General features: G+C 66.5%; 20 protein-coding genes, 1 tRNA gene and 1 riboswitch. Of the genes, 18 read left to right on the top strand and 3 right to left on the bottom strand.

The annotated features are described in order from the left end of the window. The first annotated feature begins 507 nt into the window (after positions 1-507). Positions 508-1,827 carry a LacI family DNA-binding transcriptional regulator gene (locus tag FXF65_RS46195; RefSeq protein ID WP_378231784.1) on the top strand — a complete coding sequence of 440 codons (1,320 nt, stop codon included), beginning with the start codon at positions 508-510 and terminating at the stop codon, positions 1,825-1,827. Next, positions 1,728-2,309, top strand: a complete 582-nt coding sequence (locus tag FXF65_RS46190; RefSeq protein WP_425458743.1) for a tyrosine-type recombinase/integrase — start codon at positions 1,728-1,730, stop codon at positions 2,307-2,309. Before FXF65_RS46195 ends, FXF65_RS46190 begins: the two co-directional genes overlap by 100 nt. Here FXF65_RS46190 and FXF65_RS10825 read toward each other — a convergent pair. Both FXF65_RS10825 and FXF65_RS10820 read right to left on the bottom strand, forming a co-directional pair. After that, positions 2,298-2,966 (bottom strand): hypothetical protein, encoded by a 669-nt coding sequence (locus FXF65_RS10825; protein ID WP_148349625.1) that lies wholly within the window; start codon positions 2,964-2,966, stop codon positions 2,298-2,300. The two genes, FXF65_RS46190 and FXF65_RS10825, sit on opposite strands and share 12 nt — an antisense overlap. Before the next feature lie 650 nt (positions 2,967-3,616). Beyond that, a complete protein-coding gene (locus FXF65_RS10820) occupies positions 3,617-4,876 on the bottom strand; it encodes an NsdA family TPR-like regulatory protein (protein WP_187412208.1) in 1,260 nt (419 codons plus the stop codon). Positions 4,877-5,082: 206 nt separating this feature from the next. On the opposite strand from FXF65_RS10820, the gene FXF65_RS10815 reads away from it, so the two are divergent. The 13 genes from FXF65_RS10815 to FXF65_RS10750 all read left to right on the top strand — a co-directional run bounded on the left by FXF65_RS10815 (position 5,083) and on the right by FXF65_RS10750 (position 14,233). Beyond that, positions 5,083-5,391, top strand: coding sequence for a hypothetical protein (locus FXF65_RS10815; RefSeq protein WP_222868495.1), 309 nt, complete (start codon positions 5,083-5,085; stop codon positions 5,389-5,391). A 305-nt stretch (positions 5,392-5,696) separates the two neighbouring features. Continuing rightward, the gene (locus FXF65_RS10810; RefSeq protein WP_148349623.1) at positions 5,697-5,918 is read left to right on the top strand and encodes a hypothetical protein; all 222 of its coding nucleotides are present in this window, start codon (positions 5,697-5,699) and stop codon (positions 5,916-5,918) included. A gap of 181 nt (positions 5,919-6,099) precedes the next feature. Beyond that, a complete protein-coding gene (locus tag FXF65_RS10805) occupies positions 6,100-7,041 on the top strand; it encodes a hypothetical protein (protein ID WP_222868494.1) in 942 nt (313 codons plus the stop codon). A 91-nt stretch (positions 7,042-7,132) separates the two neighbouring features. After that, complete coding sequence (locus FXF65_RS10800) at positions 7,133-8,008, top strand: FtsK/SpoIIIE domain-containing protein (RefSeq protein WP_148349622.1); 876 nt, start codon at positions 7,133-7,135, stop codon at positions 8,006-8,008. 65 nt (positions 8,009-8,073) lie between these two features. After that, complete coding sequence (locus FXF65_RS10795; protein WP_148349621.1) at positions 8,074-8,352, top strand: hypothetical protein; 279 nt, start codon at positions 8,074-8,076, stop codon at positions 8,350-8,352. Beyond that, positions 8,349-8,714 carry a hypothetical protein gene (locus FXF65_RS10790; RefSeq protein ID WP_148349620.1) on the top strand — a complete coding sequence of 122 codons (366 nt, stop codon included), beginning with the start codon at positions 8,349-8,351 and terminating at the stop codon, positions 8,712-8,714. The genes FXF65_RS10795 and FXF65_RS10790 overlap by 4 nt, the downstream gene beginning before the upstream one ends. After that, entirely contained in the window at positions 8,711-9,352 is a 642-nt protein-coding gene (locus FXF65_RS10785) for a hypothetical protein (RefSeq protein ID WP_222868493.1), read from the top strand. The genes FXF65_RS10790 and FXF65_RS10785 overlap by 4 nt, the downstream gene beginning before the upstream one ends. A 112-nt stretch (positions 9,353-9,464) precedes the next feature. After that, positions 9,465-9,893 (top strand): RRQRL motif-containing zinc-binding protein, encoded by a 429-nt coding sequence (locus tag FXF65_RS10780; RefSeq protein ID WP_246198488.1) that lies wholly within the window; start codon positions 9,465-9,467, stop codon positions 9,891-9,893. Then, positions 9,890-10,183 carry a hypothetical protein gene (locus FXF65_RS10775; protein WP_148349619.1) on the top strand — a complete coding sequence of 98 codons (294 nt, stop codon included), beginning with the start codon at positions 9,890-9,892 and terminating at the stop codon, positions 10,181-10,183. Before FXF65_RS10780 ends, FXF65_RS10775 begins: the two co-directional genes overlap by 4 nt. Positions 10,184-10,469: 286 nt before the next feature. Beyond that, positions 10,470-11,150, top strand: a complete 681-nt coding sequence (locus FXF65_RS44510) for a hypothetical protein (protein ID WP_222868492.1) — start codon at positions 10,470-10,472, stop codon at positions 11,148-11,150. Then, positions 11,147-12,769 carry a replication initiator gene (locus FXF65_RS10760; protein WP_222868491.1) on the top strand — a complete coding sequence of 541 codons (1,623 nt, stop codon included), beginning with the start codon at positions 11,147-11,149 and terminating at the stop codon, positions 12,767-12,769. The genes FXF65_RS44510 and FXF65_RS10760 overlap by 4 nt, the downstream gene beginning before the upstream one ends. 16 nt (positions 12,770-12,785) lie before the next feature. Then, the gene (locus FXF65_RS10755; protein WP_148349617.1) at positions 12,786-13,028 is read left to right on the top strand and encodes a helix-turn-helix transcriptional regulator; all 243 of its coding nucleotides are present in this window, start codon (positions 12,786-12,788) and stop codon (positions 13,026-13,028) included. Beyond that, complete coding sequence (locus FXF65_RS10750) at positions 13,025-14,233, top strand: tyrosine-type recombinase/integrase (RefSeq protein ID WP_148349616.1); 1,209 nt, start codon at positions 13,025-13,027, stop codon at positions 14,231-14,233. The genes FXF65_RS10755 and FXF65_RS10750 overlap by 4 nt, the downstream gene beginning before the upstream one ends. A gap of 82 nt (positions 14,234-14,315) precedes the next feature. On the opposite strand, the gene FXF65_RS10745 is transcribed toward FXF65_RS10750, so the two are convergent. Further along, positions 14,316-14,389, bottom strand: a tRNA-Pro gene (locus FXF65_RS10745). Between the two features lie 219 nt (positions 14,390-14,608). Between FXF65_RS10745 and FXF65_RS10740 the strand changes: the two genes are divergently transcribed. The 3 genes from FXF65_RS10740 (at position 14,609) to FXF65_RS43615 (ending at position 18,882) form a co-directional block, all read left to right on the top strand. Beyond that, positions 14,609-15,391 (top strand): hypothetical protein, encoded by a 783-nt coding sequence (locus tag FXF65_RS10740; protein ID WP_148349615.1) that lies wholly within the window; start codon positions 14,609-14,611, stop codon positions 15,389-15,391. Positions 15,392-15,574: 183 nt separating this feature from the next. After that, complete coding sequence (locus FXF65_RS10735; RefSeq protein ID WP_148349614.1) at positions 15,575-17,473, top strand: SpoIIE family protein phosphatase; 1,899 nt, start codon at positions 15,575-15,577, stop codon at positions 17,471-17,473. A gap of 455 nt (positions 17,474-17,928) precedes the next feature. Beyond that, a riboswitch (cyclic di-AMP (ydaO/yuaA leader) is annotated at positions 17,929-18,085 on the top strand. 11 nt (positions 18,086-18,096) lie between these two features. Next, positions 18,097-18,882, top strand: a complete 786-nt coding sequence (locus FXF65_RS43615; protein WP_187412207.1) for a C40 family peptidase — start codon at positions 18,097-18,099, stop codon at positions 18,880-18,882. Positions 18,883-18,917 lie beyond the last annotated feature (35 nt).

The raw sequence follows: 18,917 nt of genomic DNA, 5'->3' as shown, positions 1-18,917 counted from the left end.
CGAAGATTATCTTGCGGGTCCACGTCAACTCATCCGCGAAGGGTCCTGCGAAGGGAGCTGCTGACACTTCGTCGCATGGCTCGCCGTCGGAGCGGTGCGTGGTGCCTCGCTCGGCGCTGAGCGGTTGACGGCAGACCCCCGGACTCGTTCGTCAGCCTAGGCGACCTGTGGCACTTACAAGCTGTGGAGGCAAGGAGACGTATGCGAGAGATGGAGGAAACAAGTTGCCGCCCGGCACTCCGAAGGAGCACCAAACTCGCTGCTCACCTACCGCTTGGCATATGGCTCTCCTGTTTGCGTCAAAATCGGACATGGTGCCATCCTGACTTGCGCCCTTCCAAAGCGAGGATATCGGGGAGCCTGTCACGAGAACTGTCACCTCAGGTACTGCGGCAGGAACGGGGACGTGGCCAGCATCCGCGCATGGGCGGACCGCAGACACATCGAACTTGGGACCGAAAAGGGATACTAGAACACGCAATTACGTGCGCGAGCGTAAGGAGTGGAATGGCATACGTGGAGAAACGCGGAAGCGGAGCGAACGCCTACTATATCGCCTGCTTCAGCGATGGCCGCGGCAAGTGGCCCACGGTGAAGAATCCCGGAGGGGAAACTCAACGATTCAACCGGAAGCGAGACGCGCAGAAGGCCGGCGACGACACGGAAGCCGAGGTCAGGGCCGGGCAATGGAGCGAACCGAACGACACCGCGATGACATTCGAGTCGTGGGTGAATATGTGGTACGTGGCGCAGGATCTCGCGTTGTCATCCATGCAGAACCTCCGGCGCCACTGCGAGGACCATCTTCTGCCAGAATTCGAAAAAGACGACCTCGGCGACATCGACGCCGGTCGTATCGCGACATGGGTGGCAAGGGAGCGCGCGGCCGGATACGCGGCCAACTCCATCAATGCCTGGCGCAAGACATTGCACACCATCCTCGCCGACGCCACAGACCCCCGGGAAGTCGAACGGATACTCGGGCGTCCCCCCGGCAGCCGCACCACAGGGCTTATCCGCATCAACCCGGCGACCAGGCGGCGAGGGCGCGGCAAGCGCGCGGGCCTGAAGCGGGATCGCGGGCCGGAGAAGGAGATCACCGATGATCTGGGGGCTCTGCTGATCGCGGAGCGGGCCTCCCTCCTGACCGGCCGGGACAACGAACTGGTGATGGTGCTGCTGGCCTACTACACCGGCCTTCGGTGGGCCGAGACCGTCGGCCTGGAGGCGCGATACGTCCGGCCCGGCAGGCTCCGCGTCGAATGGCAGCTCTGGGAAGACAACGACGGCGTATTCCACCGCATCCCACCCAAGGACGACTCCTACCGAGACATCGACCTGCCCCCATGGCTGTCGAACCTGCTGTCGGACCACATCACCCGGACGGCACCGAAACCGTGCCCGTGTCACGGCGGGAAGTACGTGTTCCGCAATCGCGAATCGGCAGCCAGGCCACGTGGACCCGCAACCGCGGCGGACGTCGCCAGGCGCGCGGGCGTGAGCGTCGGCACCGTGTCCAACGTCGTCAACCATCCCGGACGTGTGGCCGAAGGCACGCGCACGCGAGTCGAGGCAGGATCGCGCAACTGGGGTTCGCGCGTTCGCCGGCGACCTCGGCGAGCGTGCCGGGTTCCCGGCACTGGCGCCGGTCAGGGTTCGCCGCGTGGGTATTCGGCCCGGCCACCTCGGGCTGGTACTCCAAAAAGGCGCCCCAGCCCGCACGGCCCATGCCACTGCTGGCCGACCCGTTCCCCGGCCGACCGGTGCGCGGGCGCAACCCGTGGGAACGCGCGCAGATGTGCTGGATGCCGATCGCCGCGGGCTTGACCCCGCACGGCCTGCGGCACAGCCACCGGACCATGCTGGAGGAGGCCGGCATCCGGCCGGTCCTGATCGACGAGCGCATCGGCCACGAGGACGGATCGGTACAGCGCCGCTACACCCACATCACCCAAGCGATGCGGGACGAACTGCTACAGGTACTCACGACCCGGTGGGAGGCGTCCCTGAAAGCCCGGCGCACGCTATCGCCCGGATCCCCGGTAGCCGCGCTGAACGAGCTGCTACAACCCCGACCGCAGACGAAAGAGAAGGGACGAAATCAAGATCATCCCACAGAATTCCCACAGAGAGTCGAAGGTGTGTGTGGAGCTTGTCCAGCAAGCATACGTTTGGTGGAAGGCGTGGCGTGTGGTCCCCGCATGGTCCCCAGGTCATGGGACATGTTGACGTTTGCGTGTCAACGCTTATGTTGCGCTGAGGCTCCTTACTTGGCCTTCGCATGGGAGTGGGGGTACTTAGCGGCGTGAAACTGCTCCATCTCGTGCCCATTGTACGAGAACTACGGCAAGGTGTACGACTGCTTGCGCTTCCTGAAGACTGGGTGTGCGGCGATTTTCGCTGGCATGACGATCGGGATTGGGCCACAGAGTTTTGAGCATGCCAACGACTGCCTTTACCTCGAACTTCATATCTTCGCCGGGAAGTATGAATTTGAAGAGCTCGCCTTGGCGGTCAAGTTGCCCTAGAACGTGACCCAATTGTGGCTTCTCTTGCTTGGGCACGATCAATGGTATCCAGAGTGCTTCTACGGCTTTGATTGCATGATCCCATGCGTCTGAGGGGTCAGGGCTTCGCCCATACGCTGCACTCCATGCCGCTTGCAGCTCTTCACTTGCTATATCCGAAACTGCCATAGCTTTATCGGCCATACTTTGTGCGGCAGAAGAGACTCTTCGCTGTAGCTCCTTTTCTTCAACTGATACACGCCATGCGGACCCCCCTTCCGCGAGAGCGGATTCTAGGCCGATGGCTTCCTGTTTACTTGCGTAGACTAGTGCGGAATCTATGACGTCTAGAAATATTAGCTCGTCATATATGCAGTGATTAACTATTTCCTTGTGAATGTTGTCGGTATAGGAGTTTGGACTTATTGACAGGCGTGCAGCGCTCGCGACTTTCATCATGAGTGGCACGGAAAGGCCACCCCCCTTGCTGAGAGGAGTGCGATAGCCAAAAACTCCTTGTAGCCAATATATTAGCGGTGCGTGGAGGTGGGATGGAACTCCGTCAAACAATTCTTCCTTGGGTTGCATACTTTCTCTGATGGAGAGGCGTGGTCGAGGGTGATTATTCATTTCGGCCTCCCCATGAAGTAGGATCTGGCGAAGAATCATATCGCCCTGCGTTGTGCCTTGCAGGTCCTTTTCGGCATGCAGTGCCAGGTTCGTGAGCTGGACGGCTCCGGACTTGCGTGGGGGCGGGGCCTCGTAGCCTGGACCGGCGGACGGGCTGGCGCTGCCGCCTGCCCGCATTGGCCCGTCGTGAGGCCCCGCGCGGGGTCCCCGCGCAAGTCCGGAACCGGCCAGCGGCACGGGCGCGGCCTGCCAACCCCGTGACTAGTTTCCGTCTTCGTACGGCCCCGTGACCTCTGCTGGTGTTCGCGCCTGCCGACCGGCGTTGGCCTGGTCCCGTAGCCGGAGCCCAAGCAGAGGCGGAGGGCCAGGTGCCGAGTCGGCGGCGCGTGCGGCCCGGTTCTCGGGCCGCCTTGAAGACGTACAGAAAGTTTGCACAGGGTCTCGGGCGCTGGTTGATGCCCTATCCGACGACTCCGCGGCTAGCGGGTCGCCGCTTGCAGTTGGCGAAGATGGTCGAGGTACTCGACGGCACTTGGCTCCGTCTCGTACTGCTCCTTAATCGTGGTGCCGAGTTCACGTGAGACCATCAGCAAGCTGGGCAAAGACTTTCGTTCACCCTGGAGTGCGCGCTCTCCGAAGTCGACGGCTCTTTCCACGTCGCCTTCCCGCGCTGCGATCAGCCCAAGAGTTAGGCGGGCTTCCGCGTTACGCATCGGTGAGCGCTCGACTCCACCGGCATCGGTTCCTACTCGGATGACGCCCTGGGCATAGGTTTCCGCAAGTTTATTTTCCGCTGCGCTGGCTGGCTGACCATTGCCGAGCAACCGGTAGCAATCCATGGAGTAGAAATCCCACTTGGCTGGGTCAACGGCAAAGTGGTGATCCAGGTTGTCTGGGTACGGCATGCGCTCCAGCAGAGTCCGGCCTTGGTCTAGGGCTACCTCGACCTGGCGTCGGTCACCGATGCGGGCCCATGCCTTGGCCTTTTGAGCATGGAGTTGGACGGCTGCTCGTGAGTTGGGCGCTATGGCGCTACCCGCCTCCGCGGCTGCGATGACACCCCGGTAGTCGCCTCGGGTGAGAGCAAACCACGCGCGCATCTCGTGTGCCCAGGCCATGACCTCGGCGTCACCGGACTCCTCGCCGAGACTCAGCGCGGCCTGTCGGGTCGCCTCGGCTGCGGGCCGATTGGTCGAGTCGTACTCGACACACCCGACCAGCGCAGCAAGCCAACCAGCCAAGGACAGAATCTCCTGATGCTGGGCGAGAGTCAGGTGCCGGTCGAGAAGCGTCGTGATGCGACGCAGCCAAGCGCGTCCCTCGACAAGTAGCTGATCGGCAGGCATGTGCGGGTACTCGCTACAGAGTCGATCAACGGTGATTCGGAGCCCCTCGATTACGGCTGGGTCCACGGAGGATGCTCGCAAGCGGGTGACGATCTCCAAGGTGTCCATGCCGGTCCCGGTGACGAGTTCGGCGTCGCTGTCCCGGCTGCCCGCGACGGGCCAAATGGCTGCGGTGACGGTGCCGAAGGTCTTGGCGATGACGGGTCGGTAGTCGTCATCCGGGCATGACTCGCCGCTCTCCCAAGCGTGCACGCGGCGAAGCATCGACGCTTTGCCTGGCAACTGGCGGTCTGCATGGGCCCGCAGAGCCTCGATGAACTGCGGCTTGTTCCAGCCACGAGCCTCTCGTTCAGCGGTGATGCGCTTGGCCCACTCTGGGCGCTCCTCCGTCACGAGGTACTCCTCCCGCTTCGGTGTCGTCTCCAGTCTGCGCACGTCGCGAGCGATGACGCGAGGGGTGACGAGCAATCAGCTTCCATCATCACCCCTCGACAGTCTGTTCGAACATCGACCTGATCTCGATCCTGGTGGCACAGCAAGGGAAGCGCACCGAGAGGCGGTGCGGCCCTGGATCGAAAGGGGAGCTGATGAAGCTCTACGTGGACACCAGCACGAAACAGGTCATGGTGTCGAAGGATCCGGTGGAGAAGACCGACCAGAACGGTCGCCAGCGGACCGAGCGGGACACCGGCCGGCCGATGTGGTCGACGCAGGTGTTCGTCCAGGACGACGACGGCGGCGATGTCATCACCATCACCACGGCGGGTGAGAAGCCGAACGTGAAGGTGGGACAGTTCGTCACCGTGTCCCGGTTGGAGGCCCTGCCCTGGGCGACCAACGGGCGTAACGGCGTGGCGTTCCGCGCGGTGGAGATCAAGGCGGCTGCAGCTCCGGCGGCCTCGAAGTAGCCAAGCGGTCCTATACCCGCATGGCCTGATGGTGCCTGGTTCCGGCGTCGGATTCGTCGGAAAGCATTCCCGTGTGTTCTTGGGGCGGCGCAAGTGATGTGCCCCGCTGGCTCGTGAGTGTGGCCCGTTTCTGCGGGCCACACCGGTCACTTTCTCGTTCGGCCCTGGTCTAGGGCTGTCTCCCCGGTTCAGGGGATTTGGTGCTATCAAACGGCACCTTTCACACATCACCTTGGCCCACGCGATCGCCGTGTGGGTCTTTCAGTTGCCCTGAAACGGCGCTGAATTCGACGAAAGGGTTTCTCATGGAATTCTTCTTCATCATCACTCTGCTTTACCCCGCCTACTCCGGTATGGCCTACTTCACTCGCAAGGGGACGGTAACCGCGAAGCCGGGCGAAACCCGGCAAGACCTGTTCAACAAGATCCTGGCGTCGGTCCACAGCAGCGTGGACGAGCCCGGTATCCGTCAGGCAAACGTCGTGTTCTTCTCGCTCGAAGCCAATGAGCTGCTCGTGACCGTTTAGGTCCGGCCTGTCACAACAAAGTGCGGGGCCTGGAGGACTGTCCTCCTCCGGCCCCGCCAATTCGATCCCTCCACTGCAAGAAGGGTGAATCATGTCCAAGTCTACGGGCCTGCCACGTCTGGGGCGAGGCTCATCTGCCGGTCGTTCGTTCGGCCGCGTCGGGCGCGGTGGAACCGTCACCGTGATCGAAGACCGCGTGTCGCGGTCGTACGCGCGCACCGCCAAAATCACCTTCTACGTGGTCGCGATCGTGGTGGGCCTGCTGGCCGCCACCATCACCACGTCCTACCTTCCGCCGATCGCCGCCGTGCTGCTGGGCGGACTCATCGGTGCTGCGGTCGGCCTGCTGGTCGCCGCGTTCATCGTCTGCTGGCCCGTACTGCGGGTCCTGTGGTGGTGGGCGCCCGAAATCGGGCTCACCCTGCTCGCCGGGTACGGCTGGGTGCTGCTGGCCACCCACCTGCCGCTGTTCGGCCGCATCATCATTCTGACCGTGCTAGCCGGTGTCCCGGCCGTGATCCCTGCCCTTCGCTCCCGCGTCAAGGCGATCGCGTGGTGCGTCATCACCCGGCACCGGCTGCGGGTGTGCTTCAACGAGTTCATCATCACCAACCGCAGCGGCACCCTGCCGCTGATCCTGTGGGCCCGTCCCACCCGTACCGGCGAACGCGTGTGGGCCTGGCTGCGGCCCGGCCTGTCGCTCGCTGACTTGCAATCCCGCCTCGACAAGATCGCCGTGACCTGCTGGGCCGCCAGCGTCACCGTCGAGGCCGCCTCCGATAGCAACGCCGCCGTAGTGCGCATCGACGTCAAGCGTCGCGCTGTGCTGACCGGCACTATCGAAACCCCGCTCCTGGATCTGGTGGACAACACCGACACCCCCACCACTCAGCGGGCCGCCCACCCCGTACCCACGGCCCTGGACCTCCCGGACGTCCCGGCCACCTCCGACGACAACCAACGTGGTCCGTCGCGTACGGCGGACCCCGACGCGGTCCCGGCACCTGACGCCGCCCGCGCCAAGCCCACGAAAACAAGCAAGTCCGCCAAGGCCGGTGCGACCGGCCCGACGGCCGTCCCGCAACCGGTCAACTCCGGTGAGGACATCAGCGACTGGATCTGATCCCCGGCCGCTGATCTGAAACCCATTCCGCGAGGTCGCGAGGCGACCCTGCCATGGGTCCCTCGCGCCTCCCTACCCAAAGAAGGGGGGCATGCCGATGTCCACCGCGTCACCGGTCGACCGGATCCCGGTCGGCCCGAACCTGTCGATGTTCGACCCGGTGTTCCTGGGGCTGGATGAGTTCGGCACCCCGGTCTACACACCGCTGGCCTACCGCCGCCTGTTGATCGCGGGCGAACCCGACGGCGGCAAGTCCAGCCTGATCAACACCGCCACCGCGCATATCGCGCTGTGCCGCGACGCCCGCCCCGTGCTGTTCGACGGCAAGCTCGTCGAGCTGGGGCCCTGGGAGGACTGCGCCGATGAGTTCGTCGGCGCGGACATGGACCACGCCATCACCACCCTGCGCCGTCTGCAGACGGTGATGAACAACCGCTACGCCTGGCTACGGGCCCACGGCCGCCGCAAACTCACCCGTACCGACGGTGTGAAAGCAATCGCCTGCATATTCGACGAAATTGCCCTGTACGCGACCGTGCTCGGCACCAAAGTCCAGCAGGACGAATTCATCACCTTGTTCCGTGACCTGGTGGCCCGTGGCCGTGCCGCCGCCATGCCGGTCATCGCCGCCACTCAGCGGCCAAGCATCGACATCATCCCCAAGAGCCTGCGGGATCTGTTCGGCTACCGCGCCGCATTCCGCTGCACCTCTTCCGGCAGCAGCGACATCATCCTCGGCGACGGCTGGTCCGGCGCTGGTTTCTGCGCCACCACCATCAAGCCCACCATGCCCGGCGTCTGTTACCTGATCGCCGAGGGCGGCGTTCCGACGCTGATGAAAGTCGCCTACCTCACCGACGACGACATCAGCACCCTCGCTGATTACGCCGCGTGGTCACGCACCGGTCACCGCACCACTTCGCCCGCGCCGCCGGCCTCTGTGTCCGCCGACGTGTTTGCAGCCTGACCACGAAAGGCATCCCGATGAGCCCTACAAAACCGCCATCCCCAACACACATCCTGGTCATCACGATGGCCCCGGAGACAAGCGGATACACCGGCATCTGCCTGGTCTGCTTCGAACCTCACACCGTCGCCCTCGGCGACTATCCGGCCCTGAGCCAATGGGGCCAGGAACACGTCTGCAACTCCGAACGCGCCCGCATCGTCGCCGCACTGGTCGGTGAACGGCACGTCCGCTGCCTGTACTGCGGCTCCATCGACGTCTACGAAACCCGCGTCCTGGTCGACGAGCGCACCGAAGAAATGGCGCTGCAATGCGGCGCATGCCACGGAGTGTGGGCTTCATGATTCACAAGTACTACCGGGCCAACGGCAAACCCGACTGGGGCCGCTGGGTCATGGAATGCGACTCCTGCCACACCTGCGCTTACCTGCTCGGCAACGACAATCCCCACTGGCTCGTCTCGGCCTGGCCGGACATGAACATTTACTGCCCGGCCTGCTTCAACACCTGGGCCGACCTGATCATTGCCAGTGCCTTGCACTGCCCGGACTGCCAATGCATCGACTTGCGCATCTGGCCGTGCAACTCCGACGCCGCGCCTGAAGACCAGCATCCGGGACTAGTCGACTGCGCCTATTGCGGCGCAATCCTCATCATCGTCGAACCACCTTGCTGGTTCCCGCTCGATCAGGACGATGACCAATGACCGCCGCGCGACCGGCCGAAACTGCCAGCAACGTGCTGCGCGCCCTAGAGGGTGTCTGGTACGCCATTCGCGACCGGCACACGGAAATCCCCGACGTCGTGCTCATCTTGGCTTCGGGCACCGAGGGGAAACAGGCTCGCTGGGGGCACCACGCCCCCGGCCGGTGGCACGTCGCAGACAGCGACCGCACCGAGATCATGGTCAGCGGTGAGGGATTACGCCGCACCCCGGCCGAAGTGCTCGGCACCTTGCTCCACGAAGCCACCCATGCCCTGGCCGAGGCCCGCGATATCCAGGACACCAGCCGACAAGGCCGCTACCACAACACCCGCTTCCGCGACCTGGCTACCGAACTCGGCATCGACGTCGCCAAAGACGACAAATTCGGTTGGTCTATCACCACCGTCCCCGACACCACCCAAGCCGCTTACCGCGCACCTCTGCGCGCTTTGGAGAAGGCCATGGTCCTGTGGCGGCGCGACGAGATCACCGCACCGACCGCCACCGGCAAGAGCAGCAATCTCATCGCCGCGATCTGCCCATGCGAACGCACCATCCGGATCGCCCGCTCCTCACTGGAACAGGCAGCCGTCACGTGCGGTGCCTGCGGGGGAGATTTCGAACCCAAAGCCCTTTGACGCTTAAGCGTCAACCGGGCCAGCCCGAACACGGCTGAGGGCCGGTCATCCACCAAGATCCCCGGCCCTCCGCCTTCACACCCACACCCCTCGACACGAAGGACGTGGACACATGCACATTACCTATGCCCATGCGTCAACTCAGCGTGTTCCGGCGCTCGATGACGCAGCCGTACACGGCATCGCCCTGCGGTTCTACGACCCGACCGGCGAACGCTACGGCCTGCCCACCTACCCCTACCGCTGGGCACCCGTCGGTCTGCTCACCGCCCGCCAGCTGCGCGCCCAGGGACTGCGGCCCGGCGGACAACCCATCGCCGCCCAGATCATCTGGCGTCGCGGCGCCCGTGTCGCCTACCTGTACCGCTACGACCTGGCCAAGCCAAAGCGCACCGCCACCCCCGCCCAACAAGCGGCCATCGCCAAAGCCCTTGCCGCTCGGCGTACCTGCTCCACCTGCGGTCGTGAGCGCTGGTACTACATTCCCCGCTCGCTGGGCGAATGCCTCGACTGCGCCGAACAGTCCGGGGGGCTGGCATGAGCGACTTCACCGTCAACCAATCCTTGACACCCAACCGTGTGCGGCGCGTGGTCGAGAACGACGAATACGCCGCCTTCCTGTGCCGCATACTGCGCGCCTACAGCCGCCGCATCGCCACCGGTGATGTCGAAGCCCTCGCTTGCCTGGCTGAGGTCGCCGACGAACTCGCCACCGCCACCCACGACGCCGTTACCGGCCTGCGTGCCTACGGCTACTCCTGGGCCGACATCGCCCGCCCGCTCGGCATTACCCGCCAAGCGGCCCAACAGCGCTGGGGTGGTGGCACCTGATGACCCCGCCGACCGGCGCGGTCTACCTCCTGCACTTCGACCGGCCATACAAGCACGCCAAGCACTACATCGGCTGGACCACCGATCTCCCGGCCCGACTCGCCGCGCACTCAACCGGCCACGGGGCACGACTCCTCGCCGTCGTCAACGCCGCTGGAATCGGCTGGCAACCCGCCTGCACCTGGCCCGGCACCCGCACCCGCGAACGCCAAATCAAACGCCAAGGCGGAGCATCCCGATGCTGCCCCGTGTGCGGCGTGACCCCTCGCCAGAAAGCGAGCACGCCATGAGCACCCAACGCATCGAGAATCTCGTCCAGGTCCTCATCCTGCTGCTGGTCGGCACCATGGCCGGTGCCGCCTCCTTCACCCACGTCCACGACTGGACCATGGCCAACAGCCCCGAAGGAACCGGCGACTGGTTCGGCTGGGCCAACGCCGTGATATCCGAACTCACGCCCACCGCCGCCGGACTGGAGATCCGCCGCCGCAAACGCACGCACCAATCCATCACCTACCCGATGGCGGTCCTAATCGCTGCTGCGAGTCTTTCCATCGCCGCGCAACTCGCCGTCGCCAAACCCGGCCCCACCGGCTGGCTACTGGCCGCCGTTCCCGCCCTAGCTTTCCTCGCCCTATCCAAACTGGTGCTCTCCCGCACCACCCCCATACCGGACACCGAACCGGCCGACATGTCACCAGCCGCGCGTCTGGACACCTCCGCCGCCGTGGCCGAACTACCCGCCCTGGAAACCGATCACCACACCCCGGTCGCGACTCCGGCCGAACCCGTTCCGGCACATCTGATCACCGGGGCTCGCATGGCGGCCTTCACCCACCAGCAGAACACCGGCCGCCTCATCACCGCCGACGCACTCGCCGATCACCTCGGCATCACCACCGGCCAAGCCATCACAATCCTGCGGGACATCCAGGCACCCACCCCCAGTGAGGGGGACCGCCTGTGAACACCCTTCCGGCGTCCGGTTCGACGCTGGCTCTCGCACCCGGAACCGCTTCCCCGGCACCGGGTGCGGGGGCGAACACCGAACACCGCCAACCCAGTCAACTGCGTTTGCCCACTCATCAGCTGCCGCCCTCACGAATCGCTCGCCGCAGCATTCTGGCCAGTGAAACCGCCCTACAACGCGCGGGAGATGGTTTCTTCGACTGGCTGGACCATGTCTGGTCTGCCGCCGGATGTGCTCATCCCATTCGCCTGTTCGGTGACCTGGACGTTGTCGACAGCCGTACCGGTGAACTCACCCGCAGCTTGTCCACGACTGGCATGCCGGACGGGGTGATCTACAAAGCCTGCGGTAACCGCCGCGCTACCGTCTGCCCTGCCTGTGCCGATACCTATCGACGTGATGCCTTCCAGCTGATCCGCTCCGGTCTGGCCGGAGGCAAGACCGTACCCGCCTCCGTCGCCCGACACCCGGCCGTGTTCGCCACCTTCACCGCGCCGTCATTCGGTCCCGTCCACACCCGGCATGTCCGCCGCCACATTTGTACCGACCGTGCCCACTGCAGCTGTCGCCCCGAACCCTGCCACGCCCGTCGCGACCTCACCCACTGCGACCACGGCGAGCCCGCGGCCTGCTTCGCTCGTCACGAACCCGGCGATTCCCGGCTCGGTCAGCCGCTGTGCCCCGACTGCTACGACCACGACCACCACGTCGTGTGGAACAACCATGCGAGCGAACTATGGCGGCGCACCAAACAAGCCATCAGCCGCCACCTCAACCGCCTAGCTAGCGCACGCGGTCTTCCCCCGGTCCGGGTCTCGCACGGCAAGGTCGCCGAATACCAGGCGCGCGGAGCCGTCCATTTTCACGCCCTGCTCCGCCTTGACGGTCTCGAACCCGACGACCCGGCTGCGATCCTCCCGCCGCCGCCCGGTATCACCGCCGTCGATCTTGACGCCGCCGCCCGCCTCGCCGCCGCGCACATCACCTGCACCACCGACCCCCACCCCGCACACCCCGACGGCTGGTTCATCACCTGGGGTGAGCAAGTCGACGTGCGTATCATCAGCCTGCACGGCGAGTCCGTCAGTGACGCCATGGTGGCTGGTTACCTGGCCAAATACGCCACCAAAGGCACCGAAGTCACCGGACATTCCTCCCGCCGCCTCCAGCACCACAACATCGGCCTGTACGCCGACCCTGGCGGGACTCACACCGAACGCCTCGTTCACGCCGCCTGGACCCTCGGCGACCACCCTGGCTTCGAATCCCTGCGCCGCTGGGCGCACATGCTCGGCTTCGGCGGCCACTTCCTCACCAAAGCCCGCCACTACTCGGTCACCTTCGCCGCCCTCCGCGCCGCTCGCGTCCACTACCGCCGCACCCAACCTCAGGGCCCGGACTACGCCGACGAACGGTTTGAGCGTCAAGACGACCTTGACACCCAAACCACGGTCGTCCTCGCCCGCCTGTCCTACGTCGGCACCGGCTGGAAGACCACCGGAGACGCCCTCCTGGCCAACACCGCCGCCGACCAAGCCCGCCGACGACACGAGGCCGGACGCGAAGAACTCGCCCACGAGCTTCACGCCCTCGCCCGGTCGAAAGAAGTCGCCTGATCCTGGAAGGAACGTGATGACAGAGACCCTCGAACTTCACAACGTCGCTGGGCTGCTGCTTGGCGGCTGGTACACCACCGAAGAACTTGCCGAGATCATCGGTGTTGACCCCTCGACGCTGCGACGTTGGCGAACCGCCAGTCCCGTGCAGGGACCTCCGTTCGTTCGGCTGTCCGGGGCCGTCACCCGATACAGCGCTGTTGACGTGCAGCGCTGGCTGATGAGTCACCGGATCGATCCGCAGGAGCCGTCCCGATGAGCCGTCGCGAACAGATTCCCGTCGGTGTTTCGCTGTCTGCTGATATCGAGTACCGGGCCGGTCGGCCACGGCCGTACCGCGCTCGGGTGCGCTGGGTCGATCCATCGACACGTCGCCGCCGCTCGGTGTCGGAGTCGGCCGAAGATGAGGATCAAGCGCAAGCCTGGCTTGACGAGATCCAAAAAGCCGCGCAAGCCGGAATCGACCCGGCCACCTTCACCATGACCCTCGCCGAATACGGCCAGAACGTGATGACGCTGGCCACACGCGGCCTGGAGGGCAAGACACTCGATCCCTATATGGCGGGTTGGCGGCGTCGCGTGGTGCCTTCCCTCGGCCACCTGCCCGTTCGGATGATCAGCAATGGTGCCGTTGATCGCACCGTCCATGCGTGGATCGCTGACGGGTGCGGCCGGTCGACGGTCAAGAACAGCCTCGCCATCCTCGTGCGGGTCATGGAACAGGCGGTCAGAGACGGCATCGTTGATCGCAACACTGCTCGCGTGACCGGCTGGCAACACGAGTACAAACAGGCCGAAGACGAGCTAGACGACCCCCGCTCGCTGGCTCTGCCGGACTGGACAGCCCTGACCGATCTTGCCGCTGCCCTGGTCGAACGCTCGGCCGGACAGTACGCAGGCTGGGGAGAAGTCGTCATCTTCGCCGCCTGCACTGCCGCACGAATCGGCGAGGTCTCGGGAGTCCGCGTCTGCGACATCGATCGGGACTCATGGACCTGGACGGTTCGGCGTCAGACCACCCCTGGACCTGGTGGGCTGGTCGACAAGGGCACCAAAGGCCGGCGGGCCCAGCCCGTCCCGCTCATCGAGGAGATCCGCCCGATGGTCGGTCAGCGGCTCGACGCGGTAGGGGATAACTCGATGGCCCGGCTTTTCACGGGACCGAAGGGCGGACGGATCTCCACTGCTGTACTCCGCGATGCCACGCACTGGGACGAGGTCGTTACCCGGCTCGGATACGAGTACCTGCGCCGTCATGACCTCCGGCACACGGGACTGACCTGGATGGCCGATGCGGGCGTGCCCGTGCATGTCCTTCGGAAGATCGCCGGTCATGGCTCGCTCAGCACTACACAGCGGTATCTGCATCCTGATGCCCAGTCGATCAACGCGGCGGGGGACGCGCTGAGCACGCATCTCAGGGGGCGGCGGTCCCCGGCTGGTCCCCGGCTCAGGGCGGTCTAGAGCCTGGTGGGGGAGTGCGCGGGAAATATAAAAGCCCTGCCGACCTCGACGGATGTCGTGATCTACAGGGCTTCCTGTGCTGTCGGGACGGCGGGATTTGAACCCACGACCCCTTGACCCCCAGTCAAGTGCGCTGCCAAACTGCGCTACGTCCCGGTGCCCGTTGGAGCGGGCGTGATTACTGTAGCGCAGTCTGCGAGGTCGTGCGTACCGAGATACGGGGCCGTTGATCTCTGGTAGGCAGGCCGGATGGTGTGGTTGCGGACGGGGCTGGCCGGGATCTTGTGTCTTGGGCTGTTGTGCGCGTGCGGCGCCGGCAGCGGGGGCAGCGGCGGTGGGCGTGGGGCGGAGCCGCAGGGCCCGGGGAGTGCTCCGGTGGTCAGTGGGAGTCCTGAGGCGTCCAAGACGAGTGGTCGCAAGCCGCCCGTAGTGCGGGTGCCGCGTGGGGTGCGGGTCTCCTACGTGGTGTTCGAGCGCGGGCGGGTGGTCGCGGAGCGGCGGTCGCGGCAGACGTTCCGGTCGGCGTCGGTGGTGAAGATCCTCATCGCGCTCGACTATCTGGAGCGGCACCGGGCGTCGGCGGCGGATCGGGCGTTGCTGCAGGTGATGCTGCGGTCCAGTGACGACAAGGCGGCGACGGAGTTCTGGCGGCGGGGCGGGCAGCGGCAGGTCGTCGAGCGGATGGTCAAGAAGGTGGGGCTGGCGGAGACGGCGCCGCCGCCCGGCGACAAGCCCGGGTTCTGGGGGTACACGGCGATCAGTGCGCGGGACGTGGTGAAGACGTACCGGTATCTGCTGGAGAAGGCGCCCAAGGGGCAGCGTGAGTTCGTCCTGGAGCAGTTGCGGAGGTCGACGCCGTGCGGGACGGACGGCTTCGACCAGACGTTCGGGATTCCGAGCGCCGCGAAGCGGCCGTGGGCCGTGAAGCAGGGGTGGTCGGGGTTCGGTGACGTCCCGGCAGAGCCGTGTCGAAAGGGCGGTGCGCGGCCCGCGGCGTGGCAGCCCGATCTGGGGCTTGGACGGCCCGTCCTGCACACGACCGGCGTGGTCGGGGACGGGAAGATCGTCGTGGTATTGACGCTGCAGCCGGCGGGCACGTCGTTCCGTACGGCCTCCGCGCGGGTCACGGATCTGGCGAGGCAGCTCGTGCGGGTGTGACGCGAGTCACGTGGTGGTCCACGGTTTCGTCCGGGGACGGTCATCGGAACCGGTCGAGTTCGGACGTCAACGGAAAAGTCGGGCAAAGACCTGGACTGTTTGCGCGGTTCGAGGCGAATAGTCCGGGGGTGGCGTATGTAGCTTTTTTCTCCCAAGGGCAGCCTTGCCGGAACGGGGGACAGGTTGGCGGATGCGGAGGGGGCCTCGGCGCAGCCGGGGGCGCACGTGGCGGACCTGGAGGACCTGCGGGACGCCGCACATGACCGCGCGGTCCTGTCGGAGGCGCGGGTCGTGCTGGCGCGGCGGCTCGGCGTCCCGCCCGCGGAGGCGTTGCAGCATCTGATCTGGCTCGCCCGCGACCTCGACATGGACCTCGCCGAGGCGGCGTCCCTGCTGGTCAAGGACGCGGGCGGGGGCGCGGTGGGGGCCGTCGCGGCGGGCCGGAACGCGCCCCGCGCGGAGGAGGCGACGGCGGAGCGCCAGGTGGTGCTGTCCGAGGCCGAGGACGTGCTGCGCCGGGTGACGGCCGAGGACACCGGGGACGACGCGGAGATCCTCGCCGCGGTGCCGGACGACCCGGCCGCGCGGGCGGTGCTCGACGGGGCGCTCGACTCCGCGACGCACCTGGTCCCGGTCAGGGGGCCGGACGGCCGCGTCGCCGACTTCCTCTACGCCGACCTCAACGACGTCGCCCGGGACATGTTCGGGCGCGGCAGGGAGGAGCTGACCGGGCTCCGGCTGCTCCAGACGGATCCGGGCGCGGTGCTGAGCGGGCTCTTCGACCAGTACGTCGAGGTGCTGGAGGGCGGTCCCAGCCTGGAGCGCCCCTCGATCCTCTACTCGACGGCGCAGCGGGGGCTGTCCAGGTCGTCCCGGATGAGCGTGCGGTGCGTCGCGGTGCCGACCGGCGTCTGCGTGACCTGGCGCTACCACTTCCACGAGGACCGGATCGCGCGGCGCCTCGAGCGGGTGGAGCGGCTCGCCCTGATCGGGTTCGGCGAGTGGGACCTCGCGACCGGCGACGCGGACTGGACGCCGCAGATGCTCGCCAACTACGGCCTCTCCCCGGACGAGGTGCCGCCCATGCCGCACGACCTGCCGAAGGTCGTGGCGGACGACGACCTCCCGCTGGTGGAGGAGGCCGTCCAGACGATGTTCTCGCGCCGGGAGCCGGTGGAGGCCGAGCACCGGGTGATCGGCAAGGACGGGACGCCGCGGAACCTGTGGGTGTTCGCCGAGCCGGTCCTCGGCGAGTCCGGGCTGCCGGTGTCGATCAACATCGTCTCGCAGGACATCACGCGGCGGCGCGGCGTGGAGCGGGCGCTCGCCGAGACGCGCCGGCAGATGCTGAAGCAGCAGGAGCGGATGGCGCAGGAGCGGCGCGTCGCGGTGACGCTGCGCCGCGCGATCATGCCGGACGAGGACGAGGTCGAGCAGCTCCCCGGCCTGCGCACCGCGATCCGCAGCATGGCCGCGGAGACCACCGCCCGGATCGGCGGGGACTGGTTCGCGCTGCGCCGGCTGCCGAACGGCCGGGCCCTGTTCGCGATCGGCGACGCGGCCGGGCACGGCCTGCCCGCGGCCGCGTCGATGGCCCGCACCCGCAACGGCCTGCTCGGCCTGTCCTGCACGGGCGAGCCGGTGGGACGGCTCGTCGGCTGGCTGAACGACCTGGTCAGCAGCATGGAGCCGCCCGCGACGGGCACCGCGATCGTCGCCGAGTTCGAGCCGCGCGGCCGCGTCCTGGAGTGGACGTGCGCCGGGCACCCGCCGCCGATCCTGATCCGGGACGAGCGGGCGGTGCCGCTGGAGGCCGTCCGGGACCCGCTGCTCGGCGCGATGCCGGAATGGGAGTACATGACGGTCGCGACGCGGCTCCTCCCCGGCGACATGCTGTTCCTCTACACCGACGGGCTGGTGGAGCGCCGCGACGCCGACCTGGACGAGCGGATCGACCGGCTCACCCTCATCCTGCGGGACTGCGCCCGGCAGCCGGAGCGGATGCTCGACCAGGTGCTGGCCCGGATGGGGCACGACCGCGCCGCCGACGACACCACGCTCTTCGCCCTGCACGTGGAGTGACGGACGACACCTTTGACCTGCGATGATCACCCCGTGTGACTTGCGTCTCACCATGCACGCGGGTGGAGGCCCTCCTGAGGTCAAATGACCTTGTCAGGGCGGGGGCCGCCCAAGCGCTCTTTACCAAATGCGAGAGGACCGGTAAGCCCCCTGGGCAAGGGGCCGGCGGCCAATCCGGGAAAGATCGGGAACACCCTGGGCCCATGGGCTGTTGATGGATCCTTGAGGATGCATTGAGCAGGCACCACGGAGTTTTGTGCCTGGTTTGCTTTCCTTGAGAAGGTTGGTACCTTCAGTCCGAATCACGCAACGCACCCCATGCGTTGCCGCCGGTCGCGCCAGGCGCGGCCGAGGATCGCGGAGCGGATCCCGCCCGCGAACGCGCACCCGACGAGGGGCGCTGCATCCCATCAAGATCAGTCAGTAGATCAATCCGAATATCCGGCACCGCGTTCCGCGGTGCGAGGCCGAGTCCGTCCTGGTCGAGACGACCGGAACGGAGCCGGGGACCCAGGTTCCAGGGGTGAATCGGCGCGACCCGAGAGCCGCGCCGTAGGGCTGCTTCCATGCCCGAATCCGTCAGCTAACCCGGTAGGCGTCATGGGAGTAAGGAGATTTCCTGCATGACCGGTCGTTTCGATCGTCTTTCCCTGAGCAGGTTCACGCCCGAGGACAAGGCCGTCGGCGTCGCCGCCAGCGCGGTCCTCGCCGGGGCCATCGGCCTCGCGGTGTTCAACCCCCTCGCCGGCGAGAGGGCCGTCGCCGACGACGCCCCGCAGGCCGCTGCCGTCGTCCAGCAGGGCAAGTCCGCCGAGTCCCCGGCGGCCGCGAAGGCCGCCGAGAGGGCCGACGGCGGGACGGGCAACGTCTCCGCGGCCGACGCCCGCGCCGAGGGCTTCAAGGTGGCGCCCCGCGCCGTCAAGCCCTCCGAGGTCATCAAGCTGGCCGAGAAGCAGATCGGCACCCGCGAGGGCAAGGGCGGCATGACCAAGTACCACAACTGGTACGTGTCGACCCCGCAGGCCGCCGCGACCGCCGAGCGTGACGGGGGCTTCTCCGTCAACGACTACAAGGGCGCCCAGTGGTGCAACATGTTCGTCTCGTGGCTCGGCGCCCAGACCGGCGTCAAGAACATGGGGTGGGACGCCTACACCGTCCAGCACGCCACGTGGTTCAAGAAGACCGACCGGTGGGGCCACAAGCCCAAGCCCGGCGCGGTGGTGTTCTTCGACTGGAAGAACGGCTCCAGCGGCGGCATCGGCGGGATCGACCACGTCGGCATCGTCGTCAAGGACAACGGCAACGGCAAGATCACCACTGTCGAGGGCAACACCGACAACGCGGTGAAGAAGAAGGTCCGCGACAAGTCCCAGGTGGTCGGCTACGGCTACCCGGACTACGCGTCCTGATCCGCTCAGGAAGCCCTGATCCACTCAGGAGGAAG

The organism is Actinomadura syzygii (genome assembly GCF_008085905.1).
GTDB lineage: Bacteria > Actinomycetota > Actinomycetes > Streptosporangiales > Streptosporangiaceae > Spirillospora > Spirillospora syzygii.
Note: the sequence above shows the minus strand (reverse complement) of the source record. Positions and strands in the feature narration are given on the sequence as shown.

What these genes read in the sequence shown, in the direction of transcription:
- FXF65_RS46195 (WP_378231784.1), top strand. Translation starts at nt 508, where the DNA reads ATGGCATACGTGGAGAAACGCGGAAGCGGAGCGAACGCCTACTATATC.
- FXF65_RS46190 (WP_425458743.1), top strand. Translation starts at nt 1,728, where the DNA reads ATGCCACTGCTGGCCGACCCGTTCCCCGGCCGACCGGTGCGCGGGCGC.
- FXF65_RS10825 (WP_148349625.1), bottom strand. Translation starts at nt 2,966, where the DNA reads ATGATGAAAGTCGCGAGCGCTGCACGCCTGTCAATAAGTCCAAACTCC.
- FXF65_RS10810 (WP_148349623.1), top strand. Translation starts at nt 5,697, where the DNA reads ATGGAATTCTTCTTCATCATCACTCTGCTTTACCCCGCCTACTCCGGT.
- FXF65_RS10800 (WP_148349622.1), top strand. Translation starts at nt 7,133, where the DNA reads ATGCCGATGTCCACCGCGTCACCGGTCGACCGGATCCCGGTCGGCCCG.
- FXF65_RS10795 (WP_148349621.1), top strand. Translation starts at nt 8,074, where the DNA reads ATGGCCCCGGAGACAAGCGGATACACCGGCATCTGCCTGGTCTGCTTC.
- FXF65_RS10790 (WP_148349620.1), top strand. Translation starts at nt 8,349, where the DNA reads ATGATTCACAAGTACTACCGGGCCAACGGCAAACCCGACTGGGGCCGC.
- FXF65_RS10785 (WP_222868493.1), top strand. Translation starts at nt 8,711, where the DNA reads ATGACCGCCGCGCGACCGGCCGAAACTGCCAGCAACGTGCTGCGCGCC.
- FXF65_RS10780 (WP_246198488.1), top strand. Translation starts at nt 9,465, where the DNA reads ATGCACATTACCTATGCCCATGCGTCAACTCAGCGTGTTCCGGCGCTC.
- FXF65_RS10775 (WP_148349619.1), top strand. Translation starts at nt 9,890, where the DNA reads ATGAGCGACTTCACCGTCAACCAATCCTTGACACCCAACCGTGTGCGG.
- FXF65_RS44510 (WP_222868492.1), top strand. Translation starts at nt 10,470, where the DNA reads ATGAGCACCCAACGCATCGAGAATCTCGTCCAGGTCCTCATCCTGCTG.
- FXF65_RS10755 (WP_148349617.1), top strand. Translation starts at nt 12,786, where the DNA reads ATGACAGAGACCCTCGAACTTCACAACGTCGCTGGGCTGCTGCTTGGC.
- FXF65_RS10750 (WP_148349616.1), top strand. Translation starts at nt 13,025, where the DNA reads ATGAGCCGTCGCGAACAGATTCCCGTCGGTGTTTCGCTGTCTGCTGAT.
- FXF65_RS43615 (WP_187412207.1), top strand. Translation starts at nt 18,097, where the DNA reads ATGACCGGTCGTTTCGATCGTCTTTCCCTGAGCAGGTTCACGCCCGAG.